Below are 15,868 nucleotides of genomic sequence, written 5' to 3'. Positions count from 1 at the left end.
GAATGTGATCACAGGGAGGCTCTGCCTCCTGTGTTTGACAGGAGGCAGAGCCTCCCACAAGAGCATTACAAGGCTCTGCCTTGTAACGATAGGTAACTCACATTTGGTTATGTCTGTCAATGCGTAAGTCCTAGACGTAAGGAAACCCAACTTACATTTAATGCACAAATTTAGCCTTGACACCGGCACTAGATTTATGCAGTCAGTGGATTATTGCAGCAAAGGAGTTGTACCGTTACCGTTAATTGACGCATTCGCAATTGCAGCTTGAGCCGGTTGACTGGCAAGAACCGCTACAACTGGAGCAGCTTTGGAACTAGATTGTTTATTTCTTTTTCCATTAGAGCCGCCAGCTTTGGAATACTGTATACTGTTTCTGCCGTAGACAGTTGCAACTCCACTTAGCATTCGTTCAGACATTTCCGAGAGGGCTTTATCCATCTGGATTATTGTTTTACGCGATTCTTCAAGATTAGACACAAGCGTGTTATGAGCTTCTAACGTCGCACGGGTAGTGTTGACGAAGTGGTTGTAAGCTTCAATGGTTAATCCATGTCCTAAATCCAGATTTTCATCAACGGATTTAAGCAAGGCGAGACGAAGTTGGGCTTTGTCAACAGCAGCAGAACCACGAGTTCTTAAAGACATGAGATATCCTTTTTTTTAAGAATTCCTTTTTCAACATAGTGGAGTATCCTTTTGCCTGAGATGGGTAGTTTTGGGGATTTATTTCATTAAAAGTTAAACGAAATAATTCCGAGTTTGTCTGTATTTTTACTCATTTTTCATATCGATTTGTTGTTTGAGAATAAGTGCAATCAGCAAATGCGAACGCTAAATCAACAAATGCGATCGCCGAATCAACAAATGCGATCGCCAAATCAGCAAATGCGAACGCTAAATCAACAAATGCGATCGCCAAATCAGCAAATGCGAACGCTAAATCAACAAATGCGATCGCTAAATCAGCAAATGCGATCGCTAAATCAACAAATGCGATCGCCGAATCAGCAAATGCGATCGCTAAATCAGCAAATGCGTTGGCGTAGCCCGCCGCAGGCATCGCTAAATCAACATTATAAAGGGGAAACTAGAACATCTAATTCGCTCCCCTTTATAAGCTAAGGTGTACACACAAGTCGAATTACCCCCCTTAATCCCCCCTTGTAAAGGGGGGAAACAAGAGAAGAGATTCTGGTTCCCTCCCCAATACATACGGGGAGGGTTAGGGTGGGGTAATTCGAGGACTGGTAGTGATTCGATAACTTGTGTGTACGCCGTAGCCAATGCATCGGGGAGGGTTAGGGAGGGGTAATTCAATAACTTGCGTGTACACCGTAGCCTTTTTAAGGAGGATCTAAAACTTTTTACCCCTCATTTTCAGAAATTGAGGATAATACAGAATATTAGGAGAAAGAGCCGAGAATATTGAAAGTGCGATCGCTGCTTTTTCTTCTGCATTAGAAGTGAAGAGATAGGACTAGTATTTGATTTTTGAAATGCACGTAGTGGACTGTCTAGGCTTTAATAGTGCATTAGACGTAGACTTTTGTTGGGTGGAGGCTTTGCGTAACCCAACATATATCAGGATGTTGGGTTGCGCTCCGCTCCACCCAACCTACAGCCATGACAGTTGACTACAAGACTACCGAGATTTTTTCAGAAATCAAATATGATTCCTATAGTAGGTTGGGTGGAGGCTTTGCGTAACCCAACATATATCAGGATGTTGGGTTGCGCTTCGCTTAACCCAACCTACAACTCCCCTTTACAAGTATCCATTAATCTGATGATGCTCATGCTGTTGTCGGGAAACAAGAGATTCTGGTTCCCTCCCCAATACATACGGGGAGGGTTAGGGTGGGGTAATTCAGTGATTCGATAACTTGTGTGTACACCGTAGCCTTGATCAGGTTCCGGTTAGGGTGGGATAAAACCTTGGTGTAATCAGCTATTTCCGACTTGTGTATACACCGTAGCTCTGACTCAAAGAGGGACGGTTTTGCCTAGTAAAACCTTCTTAGAGGTTTCTAGGGGATTAGGAGACTAATCAGAAATTTTGCGGAGATTGAGAGTTAATCAACAGAAAGTAGTATACTTTTTTGGGTTCGCCTAAAGCTATCAAAAAGTTTCGTTGAAAAACAAATAATTTTGGGGTTGCTCTAATGTTAAGTCCTGTAGTAACAGTCAGTATCTTTCAAAAACAATCCGACCCTAAAGTATTTTCAGCAGGTCAAGTCATCTTTGAAGAAGGACAGTCTGGTGATGAAATGTACGGCATTCTGGAAGGAGAGGTAGATTTATTAGTCAATGGCAAAGTTGTAGAAACCATTGAGACGGGCGAAGTTTTTGGTATTGGGGTACTTGTAGGAGTCAAAAATAGAACTTACACAGCTATTGCCAAGGTAGATAGCAAACTGGGTTTCCTTGATGAGGAAGGGTTTCTCTTTGCCGTTCAGGAAACACCTATGTTTGCTCTACAGGTGATGAAAAGTTACTCAGAGCGTCTGAGTCGCTTGCAGCATATAGTTTAAAGCACCTCAGAAGACAGGGGGCAGGAGGGTGCAATAGATAGCACGGTTTTTTTCCAAGTGGCTTCTCTGGCTTCTGCCTTTTTTAGTGAAAGATGCAAGATTTACCGGAGATAGTAATGGCGCGTAAACGGTTGATTATCGAGATGGGGATGGGAATAGATCAGCATGGACAAGAACCAACAGTAGCAGCATCTAGGGCAGTACGGAATGCGATCGCTCACAATGCTTTACCTGGTGTTTGGGAAGTTGCAGGTTTAAATCATCCCAATGAAATGATTATAGAGGTTCAGGTAGCAGTGCCATATCCAGAACAAGTTAGGGAAGAAGAGGTACTCGCTGTACTACCATTTGGTCGAAAAACTCTCATAGTAGAATCTGGGGGGATGATAGTTCAAGGGCGGGCGATTCCCGAACTCAACGATAAAAATGACGAAATGTTGATTGCGATCGCTGCTGTTACAGTTCTGATCGAAAATGATTAGCTGATTAGCTCTGCGCTAAACTAAAAAATATTGGGATAAAAATCTCTGGCAGTAAGTTCAATACACCACTAATCTTTACCACTGCGGCGATCATGTCTCAAGAGCATAACGAATCACTCCAAATTCAGGAGATCACCAAGCTAAAACCGAAACACTTTGCTGATTTAGTCAGATCGGCACAATTGGTTTTCGACCCCACAGCCGGAGTTTCGGGAAGAAGTATCACAGTTGACTGGGAACAATTTGGAATTCCCCATGATGTGGCGGACAATCTCAAATCACTTGGTCAGCAGTACCAGTATGCATCTCCTCACATCCCTGTTGAAGACATTTGGAGTAAATTAACTCCAGAAACTCGTATTTGGTTCGTTGAAAATAAAGATCGGTTGTGGCAGCTTGAAGAAGCTTTCCCAGCCCTTGACGAAGATTAAACGGCTGAACCATTGAAAGGAATACAAATTATTCGTCGGGGTACAGCATTGCTTATTGGTGTCAACTTAAGCAACAACCTCTAAGATGTATCTCTAAGAACAACTTGATTGATGTTCTTAGAGGATGTTTTAAAAGTAGTTGGTTGTGATTTTAGGCACTTTGATCCCCCCTAACCCCCCTTAAAAAGGGGGGCAACCTCTCTCAAAGTCCCCCTTCTTTAAGGGGGATTTAGGGGGATCTAAAACGTTTTGTTACCGACAAGAGGACTTTTAAAACATCCTCTTAGAGATACGTCATGGCGACAAACCGTCCAGCTAGACTAGGAAACCCAGACCTGCGGCAGCAAAAACATATACCAGTACCGTCAATAGAAGAAATTGAGAAACAACTTATTTATTGCTATGACCAAGAAGCTTTAACGGTATTGTGGAAGTCCCTACCCTCAAATCTTAGTAGAGTCGAGATGAAAAGATCAGAAAAAACTGCGATCGCGATTAAATATTGACACGCCCTAGTTGCAAAGCCCTCGACTCTATTGGTCAACTACTCCCTAACATTTCTTCGGGTTACGGTTATACTGCTATCATTGCTGCCTCTATTGGTCGGCTAAATCCACTGAGTATTATTTTATAAAGCTTGCTAATTGGCACTTTTGTACGTAGACGGCGAATTAGTGCAGATTAAATGGGAACATCTTTTAGCTTTAGCTGAAATGTTTCCAGGTATTTTATTCTTTTTTCTTTTAGCAGCAGATATATTAATTTACAACCGACTACGAATAAGGTAATAGGAAAATCAGGGAGAAACCAATACCCAATGCCCGAATAGCACTAAGAAAAACCCAAAGGCTTGTGTAGTCTCGTTCCCAGTCTTAAGACTGGGAATGTATTCCGAGAGGGCTGCTGCCTCTTGTCAAGAAAGAGGAGGCGGCAGCCCTCCCAGGATGGGAACCAGTTAGGGCAAGGGCTGTATCTTAACTTAGTGCCATTCACCCAATGCCCAATGCCCAATGCCCAATGCCCAATGCCCAATAACTAATATTTGAGGAGATTTAATGTGTCCAGTCGTAAATTATCTTGGTTGCTGAAACTAATAATCATTACATTGGTTACTGGTACTAGTAGTTTAGGTATCAGTTTGCTTTTAACTACAAGCGGATTTGAGCATCTATTGGGAATTATAAAGCCAAAAAGCGAGAGTGCGAAAGCGAGTCAGAACAAGCTGATGAGTGCAGATGCACAGAATATTAGCCTAGCAACAGACCAGATGAATGAAGTGCCAAAGGCATTTCAAGGAACAATTGTTTATCAAGCAAAACTGAAAGCAAATGAGAAAGTCATCGCCCTAACTTTTGATGATGGCCCCAGCCCTAAAAATACGGAACAGATTTTAGAAATTTTGAAGAAAAATAATATCAAGGCGACATTCTTCATGGTTGGAGAAATGGTGAAATATTTTCCCAAAGTTGCCAAGCAAGTGGCTGCTGATGGTCACGTAATTGGCAACCATACATGGCACCATTGGTATTTTCAAATGGATGGGGCGACTGCGGCTAGTGAAATTGATCGTACAGCAGAGATCATCTACAAGACTACAGGAGAGAAAACTACTCTGTTTCGCCCTCCTGGTGGCTTTCTGAATAATGGACTAGCCCAATATGCCAAAAACGAGAAGTACGCTGTCATGATGTGGTCTGAACAGTCGGGAGATGCTGAACGTCGTTCGCCTCAAGTTCCAGGGTTGGTTAAAAATGTGCTGAAATATGCAAAACCCGGTGCAATTGTATTGATGCACGATGGGGGCGGCAACCGTTCCAAATCTGTCAAGGCTTTACCAGAAATGATCGCAGGTTTAAAGGCCCAAGGCTATACATTTGTGACGATTCCCCAACTACTGGAAATACAAGCCCAAGAAAAAAGTGTAGAGACAGCAGTACCACCTGTAGTAACAAATCAAGAACATCCAAACCAACAGCTTAATCATCAGTGATATGCCACGGGCAGCTACACCTCTAATTTTGGCGGCACTAGGTGAATTAGTGACTGAAAAATCGGGGGTGTTAAACCTGGGCGTTGAGAGAATAATACTAGTTGGGGCTGTGGCTGGTTTTATTACTGATTCCGTTACAGGTAATATGTTCATTGGTAAGCGATCGCCATTCTTATACAGATATAAGATATTGTCAGGCGATCGCAATATCTAAATCCGAAGCGACACCGAATAGCCTAATTGATGAATATATACAAGTTTCTTGACTAACAATGCGATTGCAGTCATCTAAAATGCAATAGGCTTAACTTAAGCCTTAACTCTTTAGACTTCTTGCATAAATCAAAAAAAGAACCCCACCCCGCCTTTGACTTACGTCAAAGTCTCCCCTCCCCGCAAGCGGGGAGGGGTGTTAGGGGACTTTTGCAAGAGGTCTTTTGTCAAAGTAAATTTTTTTAACGTCGTAGACACATACTCCTACGGAGAAGCAAGAGAAGAAAGAAACGCTTAGAGGATGTTTTAAAAGTCCTCTTGTCGGTATCAAAACATTTTAGATCCCCCTAAATCCCCCGATAAATTGGGGGACTTTGAGAGAGGTTGCCCCCCTTTTTAAGGGGAGCCAGCGCGGTCTTGGGGTCTCCCCAAGTGGAGCGACTGGCGTGGGTTAGGGGGGATCAAAGTGCCTAAAATCACAGCCAAATACTTTTAAAACATCCTCTTAACTGAACTGTATTGATTTAAAATCGGCTTTCATACTCAACTTGGAATTGATTTTCATCCCCCAAATCAGTTGAGCCTCGCATCAGAATTTCGTCATTGAGTCGGTAGAGGACATTGTAACGGAAAGAGTCATTGCTAGAAAGAGCGCGTGATAAAGAAGCAGAGAAATTTCTATTGATGTCAAACACACCTTCCGCTGATAAATTAAGAATTGAAGCTCTCGATGCTTCATTGGTAGATGGAGTAGGAAATATCCGAAATTCACTGAAACCAACAGCTTGTCCGATCGCAGTGATAGTTCCTTGTAAACTACCTAAAATGGTAGAACTAGCGAAATTAGTCAGCCCTTGGCCTGCATCTGTTTGACCGAAAGAACCCAGAATTGAGCCACCCAGCAAAGCAACTATTTCTCCTTTACTACGGCTAGGTTCACTCGTCAGTTCTAGATTGTCGCCCAATTTACTAGCTGGCCCGCTCACTCTAGCTTGAACGTTAACGCTACGTAAAGTCCCAAAGTTGTTTACAGAAACATCGCTGACTTCAGAAGACAAGGGTGATTCCAAAGTTTGAGTGTTTTTTGCTGATGCTTCCGGTACAATTGCAGTCAGTCGGACATCCAAAGTAGGGTCAAGTCCAAGACTTGGAGTAAACCGCGCAGTTTGTTCATAGCCCCGCGCCAAGGTAAACTCAGTCGAAAATAAGCTTAGTCGTCCTCCTGTCAAACGAATGACTCCTTCAGGAAGTGGTTTGGCTAATGTACCATTAATGGTCAAGTCGCCTTTGGCGTCAAAGCTCAATAAAGGCTGACTTAATGCTGCTCCTCCTGGTACAAAGCTTAGTAGGGACTGAGTTGTAACACGAATATCTTTGTCTAAAATCAACTTTAAATCTGCAAGCTCTACAGGTAAATTGGGTGGAGTTGCGGCGCTAGTGCTTGCGTCTGCTGTAGCTACTGAGTTAGCGCTATTTTCTGCTGTGACGTTAGGGTTAACCTCTTCTCTATTTAGATTTATGACGTTAGTATTAGCCTCTGCTGTAGCTGCTGATTTTTTAGTAGTAGTCGAGTTGCCAATAATTACCTGACCATCACTCAGTTTAATCTCTCCACCAATTACAGGTTTTAACGCTGTGCCGCGAATTACGATATCGCCGCCGACACCGCCTTCATACAGTCCTGCAAGCTTAAAATTGAGTTTGTCTGCTATTGATACTGTCAGGGGATTCGCTGCGGCTTGCTGAGGATCAAAAATCGGCAGGATACCTGATGCAATAACTTGCCCTTTATTGTACGTGCCTTGGATACCTTGGACATTTACGGTATTACCATTAAATTGTGCTGTCCCTGTGACATTCGTTAGCGGATTAGATAAAGCTTGAGCGCTAAAAGTTGCATTATTAAGTGTGGCATTTCCGTTGATAATTGGTTCCTTTAAAGTACCTTGAACGTTTAAATCTACTTTTCCTTGACCGTCTACCCAAGCGACTTGATTGTTGGTAAACAGGTTTAACAGTGCCAATCCTTCATTTTGGACATTGGCATTGATGCTGATTTGATTGCTATCCGGTTGCACTTTGGCAAAAGGCAAAGGAGCAGGTACGCTACCTGTAATGGCCACTGGCTGCGTTCCTGTCACTAGCAAGGTGCTATCAAAATTCAAGCGAGCTTTGTTGTAATCAAAGTTCACCTGTCCTGTTTGCACAGGTTGTTTGTTGAGAGTCGCATCCGCCAGCGCCACTGCTCCTTTCACACTAGGGTCTTGTAAACTACCTGCTAATGTGGCATCAGCATTCACTTTCCCAGTGATATCTATGGGGTATTTTTCGATAAAAGGCTCTAAAAGTGATAAAGGTAAACTTGCTACATTCAATTTTCCAGATAGTTGCTCAGTTCCTAACTGTCCTGAAAACGCCACCAATCCTTGATTTATCCCAACACTCAAGGGCGAAAGTGTGACGATTCCATCGGCGAAAGTGCCTTGAGCAACGACTTGATTTATGGAATATTCACCCCATTGCCAATTAGCACCTTGAAAATTAAAGCCAACATTCAACCCAGATTTTAACGAGCCATTGGCTGTAATTGCTCCGCTCAAAGCACCCGTTAATTCTGCAAGGCTGGGCAAAGATGGGGTTTTTTTTGTTTCTACTTGTTGTTCTTTGGCGTTGGCGTAGCCCGCCGTAGGCATCGCTGCTGTAATATTCGAGAAATATGCTAACTGTGTTTTCAAATCTGCATTCGGCAAGCTGATAGATTCAGTTGGAAGTGCTTCTGCACCAGCTAAAGTCGGAGGCTGCAACCCGGTACTAAGGTCTTGAAAGTCGAAGATATTAAACGCTTGTAAAAGTCTCTGGATTTTGGCTTGGGCAAAATTAGCTTGGAATTGAAATTGTGGGTCATTTCCTGTTTGCACATTGCCACTGAGGGCGATGTTGCTATCGCCAATCCGCAATTGACCATTAGCCAAGCTAGCAGTACCATCAGCATAATTGATCGTAGCGCGAAATTCATCTGCTGCAACTCTGGCAACACGAGGCCCTGCGATCGCAATATCTCCCGCAATGGCATAATTATTCAGATTGACAACTAAATTACCCGATAATTGCCCCCCCAGAGGTTTCAATTGATTGTTAGGTAAAAAGCCGCCAATCAGAGCGATGGGAAACTGTTGGGCGTTGATGAGCAAGTTCTCTCCCTCAGTTCTACCTGTGGTAACTGCCTCATCGCGCTTAACTAAAAATGAAGTTGGACGATAATCTGCACCTAAATTAAGCGCAATCCGATCTTGCTTCCCAGCTAATCGCAGACTTGCCCCTTGTCCCCCTTGAAAATTCACGTTTCCGGTTAAAAGTGGGTCAAATGCCAAGTTACTCACATTGAAATTTCGCAGCCGGATATTGCCATTAGCTTGCGGAACATCTGGAGTGCCTGTAACTTGACCCTTAAAATCTACTAACCCTGCTATTGCTACGTCACCAGGAACTTTAAAGCCAGTATTTTGTAAGTTGAAATTCTGCGCCAGTACATTTAAATTAAATCCGGCAATTTGGGGTGCTACATTTGGTGGAGACTGAATAGCGATCGCACCATTAGCACTCAATCCTGGGGTACTTGCGTTTTCAACTATAATCTGCTGTCCATCCCACTTAAATTCAGCCGTGAGCGGTTTTGCCAGTATCGCTACCCCTTGGGAAAGGCGGATTTGTCCTCTGGCGCGAATATCCGCAAGCTGGAAAGATTGTGTTGTCCCTGCTAACTGAATATTGCTATTCAGCCGTCCTCGCAGTTGTGGTGAAAAACGGTTGAGTTGAATTTGAGAAGTTTTGACAACTCCTTGCCAGCGTTGTTGTGCAAGTTGACCTTGAGCTGTGATTGTCCCACCTGCGACATTCAAAACCGCATCGGGAAAGATGATATTCTCTCCCTGTTTGGCAACAACAACTCGTCCGGTAGTGGGATAGGTAGCTGTAGGTGCTTGCACCCGCGCGACTGTTTGCAGATTACTCAGAGTGCCGGAAATATCCGCATTTGCTGAAACATTCCCAATGGTGATCGAGGGTGAGGAATTGTAGGCTCGGGCGATCGCATCCCCTGGTAAATTTTGTGCTTGCACATTCAACGCTACCCTACCTTGGGGTGCAAGCTGAACTTGACCGCTAGCTGTAACTTGCCCTCCCACCTCTGGATTTGCTTGAACGCGAACAATATTGACGTTTAACGGTGTACCCAGAGAACCAGAAACTTTAGCGTTCGCAGATATACCACCAACATTAATTGGAGTTGAAATACCGTAACCTAGAGCGATCGCATTTCCTGGGATACCTTGAGCTTGAATATTTACGCCTACCTGACCTTGGGGAGCCAGTTGAATTTGACCATTAGCTGTGATTTTTCCCCCGGCGGGCGGCGTTACTTGAACATTGGAAACATCAAGTTTCAAGGGCTGTTTGCTGAGTGAGCCAGAAATTTGGGCTTTTGCTGAAATATTACCCACTGCGATCGGTAGAGTAACGCCATAACTTCGTGCTAGTATATCTCCTGATATCCCATCGGCTTGAGCATTAAATATTACCCCATCTTTGGTTCCTAGATTAGCTTCACCACCGCCTGTAATTTGACCACCAGCTGCGGGGACTATTTTCAGATTGGAGACAGTAAGTTGAGACGCAGTTTGAGATGCATTCAAGCGGAAATCAGTGTTGATGGTTTTAAATTGAACGCGGTCAATTTGAATCGGTTTGGTGTTGCTTACCGTACCGCTGACGACTGGTTGCCGAAGTGCGCCTAGTATTTTAATATTTGCTTGAATTTCGCCACTAGCTGGGACTGACGAATTTACTTTTAGGGTATCTAAGATATTTTTCGCACTAACTGGTTTGATCTGAGCAGAGACATTAAAACCTGTTTGGGTATTAATTGTTCCATTCGCCAGAATGGGAACTTTGCCAAAGTTCGTACTCAGATTATCTAAAGTAACTGTCTGACCCTGAAATATAAATTTCCCATTAAAATTAGAAATCGGCTGAGGAATATTTGGAATTTTAGCAGTGACTTGATTAGCTGTAGCTGTTCCCGTAATCGCGATCTCTGACAGTTTGGCTGGAATCTGAACCCCTAAGTCAGCATTTAAATACCCTGCTTGCAGAGCGATCGGTAACTGAATTAATCGAGTGATATCAGATGCTTGTAAATTTTCTGCTTGCAGTTGGAGGTTAGTTTGTTGAGCTTTTAGTTGGGTTTCGCCAACGATTTTAACAGCGCCTCCCCTAGTAAGTTGAGCATTGATGTCATAACCGATCCTTTGATTTTGATCGGAAAATCGGGCAACACCACCAACTTGATTTAATATTACTGAGCCTTTCGGTTTAGTTGGTGCAGCGAATGGCATCAACTCGACATCGCCATCTTGAATTTGAAGCGTCTGCAACTCAGTTTGAATAAAGCCTTGCCCCTCGCCAGCCTTAACTTGGGCTGTCACCCAACGAGCATCTTTATCCTCTTGAATGTAGACATTGGGCTGAACTAATGTGACATTTAATACCAATTTTCGGCTCAGGAGGAGTTGCAACGGCGAGAACTGCACCTCTAAAGCTTTTGCTACCACCTGATCTCGATCATTGGGAGTTGCTGGTATCGATAGAGAGCTAAATCTCAGACTAGAAAGCGAAAAACGTTCAACTTTCCCAACTTTTACTGGACGCCCCAGCAATTGCTCAAGATTTTGCTGTACTAACGGTGCTAAATCTTTGTATACATAGCTTCTAGCCCACCAAGCACCAACTATAATCCCAACCAGCAAAACCCCACCTAGAGCCAAACTGGTACGTCCTAAAAGCAGGAGCCACAGACGACGATTAGATGGTTCCTGATTGTTTCCTGAATTTGGCGATCGCGTCATGATTGTTACTAATACCAGTACTTTTTTCTGGAGTGAGGCGAGAGACAGGTTAGTTGCAGTTGTATCAGTGAGTCACAAGCTATGGTTTCACAATATCAGGACTTACGCAAGAACTTTGCGGCAAGTTGCTTCTATTCTCTAAGAGACGCCGCGCCAATAAGACGCACCGCCAATGCGTCTATGTTATTTTATAATTTTGCGTAATTCCTGAAACTGGATTTATATCCCCGATTAACAACATGCGAATCTCTACGACACACTACGTGAACGCACGTACAAAAGATCGGTGAATCAAGCTTAAGTTTACCCCAAATTATCAAATAATTTTATTCAGTAATTCATCAAGTTAAATTTGAGACTCCGGCTGTGCTATTAAACATCAACACGCCGAAAATATATCAAGAAGAACTACATAATCTTGAATAGCAACAGATTATTAATAAGATTCCCGACTTCTCTAAAAAGTCGAGAATCTGAAGCTTTTCGATTCCTCTTTTGCAAACCCAATCAATCATCAGTTGGATCATCAATCATTTCTGGTACTAAAGCTGGGTTACTTTTACGTTCTTCTGGTGATTGCTCTCGAATCACATCGTCTATTCTCGCAGGGTGTTTGATTTTGTCCAGTACCTCTGGACTTAATTGTGATGGATCACCTTCTGGATTAGACTTTTCAGCTTGACTAGGAACTGTTTCCTTATTCATAACTATTTCCCTAAACTTATACGCCAAGCTTAAGTTCTTCTCTGGTGGGGTACACACTATCTTGGGACTTAATTTCACCTAGCTGTGGGTAAGAAAGGCGATCGCTCAACCAGCCCGCAAGTAAAATCTAATACTTGCTTAACTAAGTTTGCCCCACGTTTAGCCTTTGCGATCATTTGTGGATTATGGTTTTTGACTAACCCAGAATCTAATGTCATCAAAAACTGATATTGTGACCATTACTCAATGATCTAAATAGCTCGTAATGTTATGAAAACCTGACAATTAGATCCCAGAAGGGCTGATAAATTCGTCAAATAGCCAAAAAACCTACCTCTTACCCCTTGATCCCTAGATATGCTTAGTGGTTAATATTGACTTAAGAAATAGAAATCCTCCGATCCCAAAGAAATGCTGATTTTGGCATTACAAGGAATTCACAGGATGTTACTTGAAATTAAAAACAGATTAAAAAACTTAAAAACTGGGCAAAACCAGGAGTCAGGATAAGAAATTCATCTGGAATGGATGACATTTTACATATTTGCATTCTTTAACCAGGGGAAATCATTTACCGCTTAAACTACTGGAGGCCAAATTAATGGCAAAAGAACGCCCGCCACTAGAGGAGATGACCTTACGCCAACTACGCAAAGTTGCTAGCGAATATAGCATCTCTCGCTATAGCCGAATGCGTAAATCACAACTGCTCGCATCAATACAAGAAGTTCATCGGAGCAAAAACTTACTCAGTCCATCTCGTTCATTGGAGGCACAAGAAACCGTGGAAGCTGCAAAGTTTGAATTAGGTCAGGAAGATCGGACTGGCGGATCTTTGGCTGATGTTGATGAAGGACTGGCAGATTTGCCCTCTGGCTATGGTGATAGCCGGATTGTACTTTTACCGCGCGATCCTCAGTGGGCTTACACTTACTGGGATGTTCCCAATGAACACAAAGAAGAACTGCGTCGGCAAGGGGGACAACAACTCGCACTACGGATTTATGATGTCACCAACATCGATATCGAATACCAAAGCCCCCATAGTATTCAAGAATATCCTGCTGATGAACTAGCTAGAGAATGGTATCTACCAGTTCCAGTTAGCGATCGCGATTATGTGATCGATATCGGCTATCGTGCTAGTGATGGTCGCTGGTTAGTACTAGCTCGTTCTACTAAAGTACACATTCCTCCCGTCTATCCTTCAGACTGGATTGAGGATGTCTTCATCACAGTCAACTTTGAAGAAGATTTGCGTGGACAGACACAGTACGAATTAGTTCCCCCTGCCAAGAAGGTTGCGGCTACCGCCAATGGTAATACTGTTAATGCCGTAAATGGCAACAGCAACCCCATCTACGACGAAATATTTGGTTTAGCAGAATCTGCCGAAGTACTACGGGTTGCTGGTTCTATCTTTGGCTCTCAACAAGCTTCAGCGCGTCCTGAACAAGCCATTAGCTCTTACATTTTCCCCTCTGGTGTGGGTCTGTGGGCAGTTCCCACCGTATCGGGCTTAACCGCTTCCGGTGCAGGAATGTCAGGTGTTGGCTTCTCGGCTTCCGCCGTACCAGTGCGTCCGCGCCAGTTCTGGTTAATTGCCGATGCTGAGTTGATAGTCTACGGTGCAACCGAACCCGATGCTACCGTAACCATTGGCGGCCGCCCAATTCAGCTAAATCCAGATGGAACATTCCGCTTCCAGATGTCCTTCCAGGATGGTTTAATTGACTATCCGATTTTGGCTGTAGCTGCTGATGGTGAGCAAACCCGGTCAATTCAGATGAAATTTAATCGTGAGACACCATCTCGGAATACTAACACCAAAGAAGAAGCTGTTGTAGAATGGTTCCCTTAAGTTTTGGCTCTGAGATTAACTCCAGACTGAAATTTTAAATTATTCCCCGCTATAGTAATTCTGTAGCGGTTTTTTTTGTATTATTATGTCTACAAGAAAATTATTTTTGTTATTTATCCTGATAATTAGTGCAAGCTTATTATCAGGTTGTCAAAAGATTGAAGCAAATTTAGTCCCAAAAGCATCTAAAAGTTGCCCTGGCAAAGATGCCAAGTTCAGTATTGATTTTTTTAAAACCAATAATCAAGGTAAAAAAAATCCCAAAGGTATTAACAATGTGATTATTTTTAATCCCAAATCAGCAGAATTAGATTTCAAAGTTAATGTTGGTCTATCTCATAAACTCTACGCCAAAGATAGTAGAGGAAAACTGCGTAAAGAATATGTAGCAAAACAGTTTCATGAACTCATCGCTGATGAGAATGCCAAATTAAATGGACAGCTACCCATTGCTGCAATTAATGCCGACTATATAGATACTGATGATAAGCCACAAGGCTTAAATATTTCTCGTGGCGTAGAGTATTCAGGAGCATTTAAAAATAAACGTTCTTCCTTTGGGATATCAGGAGGTACACCCCAACAGCGACAGGCTACTATCCAAGCTGGCAGAAGAAAAAACGATATTCTCAATTACAATTTAGTGGGCGGTAATGGCAGATTTTATCGTCAGGGTAACTTTAAAGATATTTGTCAAGATTTGGGAGAATTTGCCTGTAAAAATGCGACTAATCGCTCTCTGGCAGCTATCACTAATCAAGGCTATGTAATCTTATTAGTTAATGACTTGAAAGCTAATTCAAATATTGAATTATCTCAACTTAATCAAGAGTTACTGCCAGATATGTTTGATAATGTCCTAGAAGGTATTGCTAGCAATAACTGTTTAGGTAATATTCAAGAAGGGATTTTATTTGATGGAGGTATGTCTCCAGGATTGTATTACAACCAGAAAACTTATGTAGAAAACCTTGGGCCCATTGGTTCAGTTTTTTTGATTTATAAAAAATAAAATAGTTATGATTCCATAGTCATTAGACATCTCCCCGATGGATTGGGGAGGGAAGTAAATTTCCTGTTTCTCGTTCCCATGCTCTGCATGGGAATGGCTGATTAGAGGCTCTGCCTCCAGTTATAGATTGAGTCAGAGACTCAATGAATGCATTCCCAGTCGGAGACTGGGAACGAGTCAAATAGTTATGATTCCATAGTCATTGTACCCCTCCCCGATGCTTTGGGGAGGGAAGACAAAGCCCAGCTTTGGCGGGGTGGGGTTTTTTGGGTTTAATAAGTAATCAACCGAACATGATATAAATAGTTTTGTACTTAGCTAGGACTAGATTTAATTCCATCTGGCGAAATTCTAGAGTACTGACTTTTTAACTTTTGGCGAATTCTCAAGCTTGTTTGGATTCACCCAACGATTGACAAATTCGTTGTTATGTTTGGACACCTTGATTTGCACTTGCTTGGAACTTAACTTGACTATTTCGGCGGGAATTCTTTGGACATCGCTAGAATCCGCGCGGGACTTGTAAAGCCAAATGACTTTTTGCCCAACTTCAAAGTAGCTAGGATTGCTAGTTAAAGAAAGCGTACTTTCTCCCCAAGAGGGGAAAGCAACTGCTAAGTTGATCAAAAGTACTAAGACGACTAGAGTGATTTGAAAAAGTTTCATGATCATTGCACTTGTCTTAGGTCTGATGGGGCAATCAATCTGCTGCTCTAGCATTTAGCTATTGTCCTTCT

The 15,868-nt window shown here is 42.7% G+C and carries 14 protein-coding genes; 8 read left to right on the top strand and 6 right to left on the bottom strand.

Features of this window, described 5'->3' with window-relative positions:
- Window positions 1-210: 210 nt before the first annotated feature.
- Together V7K62_RS15810 and V7K62_RS15805 are read right to left on the bottom strand one after the other, a co-directional pair.
- On the bottom strand, window positions 211-648 hold the full coding sequence (locus V7K62_RS15810) for a hypothetical protein (RefSeq protein WP_334865486.1): 438 nt from the start codon (window positions 646-648) through the stop codon (window positions 211-213).
- A 130-nt stretch (window positions 649-778) separates the two neighbouring features.
- The gene (locus V7K62_RS15805) at window positions 779-1,063 is read right to left on the bottom strand and encodes a hypothetical protein (RefSeq protein WP_334865484.1); all 285 of its coding nucleotides are present in this window, start codon (window positions 1,061-1,063) and stop codon (window positions 779-781) included.
- Between the two features lie 1,102 nt (window positions 1,064-2,165).
- On the opposite strand from V7K62_RS15805, the gene V7K62_RS15800 reads away from it, so the two are divergent.
- The 6 genes from V7K62_RS15800 to V7K62_RS15775 all read left to right on the top strand — a co-directional run bounded on the left by V7K62_RS15800 (window position 2,166) and on the right by V7K62_RS15775 (window position 5,651).
- Entirely contained in the window at window positions 2,166-2,534 is a 369-nt protein-coding gene (locus V7K62_RS15800; protein WP_334865482.1) for a Crp/Fnr family transcriptional regulator, read from the top strand.
- Window positions 2,535-2,650: 116 nt separating this feature from the next.
- On the top strand, window positions 2,651-3,016 hold the full coding sequence (locus tag V7K62_RS15795) for a Lin0512 family protein (RefSeq protein WP_334865480.1): 366 nt from the start codon (window positions 2,651-2,653) through the stop codon (window positions 3,014-3,016).
- Between the two features lie 92 nt (window positions 3,017-3,108).
- Complete coding sequence (locus V7K62_RS15790) at window positions 3,109-3,447, top strand: hypothetical protein (protein ID WP_334865478.1); 339 nt, start codon at window positions 3,109-3,111, stop codon at window positions 3,445-3,447.
- 296 nt (window positions 3,448-3,743) lie between these two features.
- Window positions 3,744-3,953, top strand: coding sequence for a hypothetical protein (locus tag V7K62_RS15785; protein ID WP_334866047.1), 210 nt, complete (start codon window positions 3,744-3,746; stop codon window positions 3,951-3,953).
- Between the two features lie 551 nt (window positions 3,954-4,504).
- Complete coding sequence (locus V7K62_RS15780; protein WP_334865476.1) at window positions 4,505-5,437, top strand: polysaccharide deacetylase family protein; 933 nt, start codon at window positions 4,505-4,507, stop codon at window positions 5,435-5,437.
- Window position 5,438: 1 nt separating this feature from the next.
- On the top strand, window positions 5,439-5,651 hold the full coding sequence (locus V7K62_RS15775; RefSeq protein ID WP_334865474.1) for a hypothetical protein: 213 nt from the start codon (window positions 5,439-5,441) through the stop codon (window positions 5,649-5,651).
- Window positions 5,652-6,174: 523 nt separating this feature from the next.
- Here V7K62_RS15775 and V7K62_RS15770 read toward each other — a convergent pair.
- From V7K62_RS15770 to V7K62_RS15760, 3 genes are all read right to left on the bottom strand, one after another.
- Window positions 6,175-11,553: a translocation/assembly module TamB domain-containing protein gene (locus tag V7K62_RS15770; protein WP_334865472.1), complete on the bottom strand. Its 5,379-nt coding sequence runs from the start codon at window positions 11,551-11,553 to the stop codon at window positions 6,175-6,177.
- A 507-nt stretch (window positions 11,554-12,060) separates the two neighbouring features.
- Window positions 12,061-12,258 (bottom strand): hypothetical protein, encoded by a 198-nt coding sequence (locus V7K62_RS15765; protein ID WP_334865470.1) that lies wholly within the window; start codon window positions 12,256-12,258, stop codon window positions 12,061-12,063.
- Between the two features lie 74 nt (window positions 12,259-12,332).
- The gene (locus V7K62_RS15760; protein ID WP_334865468.1) at window positions 12,333-12,476 is read right to left on the bottom strand and encodes a hypothetical protein; all 144 of its coding nucleotides are present in this window, start codon (window positions 12,474-12,476) and stop codon (window positions 12,333-12,335) included.
- 383 nt (window positions 12,477-12,859) lie between these two features.
- On the opposite strand from V7K62_RS15760, the gene V7K62_RS15755 reads away from it, so the two are divergent.
- Window positions 12,860-14,119, top strand: coding sequence for a DUF4912 domain-containing protein (locus tag V7K62_RS15755; protein ID WP_334865466.1), 1,260 nt, complete (start codon window positions 12,860-12,862; stop codon window positions 14,117-14,119).
- Window positions 14,120-14,204: 85 nt separating this feature from the next.
- Complete coding sequence (locus V7K62_RS15750) at window positions 14,205-15,131, top strand: phosphodiester glycosidase family protein (protein WP_334865464.1); 927 nt, start codon at window positions 14,205-14,207, stop codon at window positions 15,129-15,131.
- A 351-nt stretch (window positions 15,132-15,482) separates the two neighbouring features.
- Here V7K62_RS15750 and V7K62_RS15745 read toward each other — a convergent pair whose 3' ends face one another.
- The gene (locus tag V7K62_RS15745; protein WP_334865462.1) at window positions 15,483-15,797 is read right to left on the bottom strand and encodes a hypothetical protein; all 315 of its coding nucleotides are present in this window, start codon (window positions 15,795-15,797) and stop codon (window positions 15,483-15,485) included.
- Window positions 15,798-15,868: the final 71 nt, after the last annotated feature.

This window comes from Nostoc sp., assembly GCF_036917935.1.
In the GTDB taxonomy this organism is placed as follows: Bacteria; Cyanobacteriota; Cyanobacteriia; order Cyanobacteriales; family Nostocaceae; genus Nostoc.
Note: the sequence above shows the minus strand (reverse complement) of the source record. Positions and strands in the feature narration are given on the sequence as shown.

Bases quoted from the DNA above. Each gene is read 5' to 3' on its own strand.
- V7K62_RS15810 (WP_334865486.1), bottom strand. From the start codon at position 648: ATGTCTTTAAGAACTCGTGGTTCTGCTGCTGTTGACAAAGCCCAACTT.
- V7K62_RS15805 (WP_334865484.1), bottom strand. From the start codon at position 1,063: ATGCCTGCGGCGGGCTACGCCAACGCATTTGCTGATTTAGCGATCGCA.
- V7K62_RS15800 (WP_334865482.1), top strand. From the start codon at position 2,166: ATGTTAAGTCCTGTAGTAACAGTCAGTATCTTTCAAAAACAATCCGAC.
- V7K62_RS15795 (WP_334865480.1), top strand. From the start codon at position 2,651: ATGGCGCGTAAACGGTTGATTATCGAGATGGGGATGGGAATAGATCAG.
- V7K62_RS15790 (WP_334865478.1), top strand. From the start codon at position 3,109: ATGTCTCAAGAGCATAACGAATCACTCCAAATTCAGGAGATCACCAAG.
- V7K62_RS15785 (WP_334866047.1), top strand. From the start codon at position 3,744: ATGGCGACAAACCGTCCAGCTAGACTAGGAAACCCAGACCTGCGGCAG.
- V7K62_RS15775 (WP_334865474.1), top strand. From the start codon at position 5,439: ATGCCACGGGCAGCTACACCTCTAATTTTGGCGGCACTAGGTGAATTA.
- V7K62_RS15770 (WP_334865472.1), bottom strand. From the start codon at position 11,553: ATGACGCGATCGCCAAATTCAGGAAACAATCAGGAACCATCTAATCGT.
- V7K62_RS15765 (WP_334865470.1), bottom strand. From the start codon at position 12,258: ATGAATAAGGAAACAGTTCCTAGTCAAGCTGAAAAGTCTAATCCAGAA.
- V7K62_RS15760 (WP_334865468.1), bottom strand. From the start codon at position 12,476: ATGACATTAGATTCTGGGTTAGTCAAAAACCATAATCCACAAATGATC.
- V7K62_RS15755 (WP_334865466.1), top strand. From the start codon at position 12,860: ATGGCAAAAGAACGCCCGCCACTAGAGGAGATGACCTTACGCCAACTA.
- V7K62_RS15750 (WP_334865464.1), top strand. From the start codon at position 14,205: ATGTCTACAAGAAAATTATTTTTGTTATTTATCCTGATAATTAGTGCA.
- V7K62_RS15745 (WP_334865462.1), bottom strand. From the start codon at position 15,797: ATGAAACTTTTTCAAATCACTCTAGTCGTCTTAGTACTTTTGATCAAC.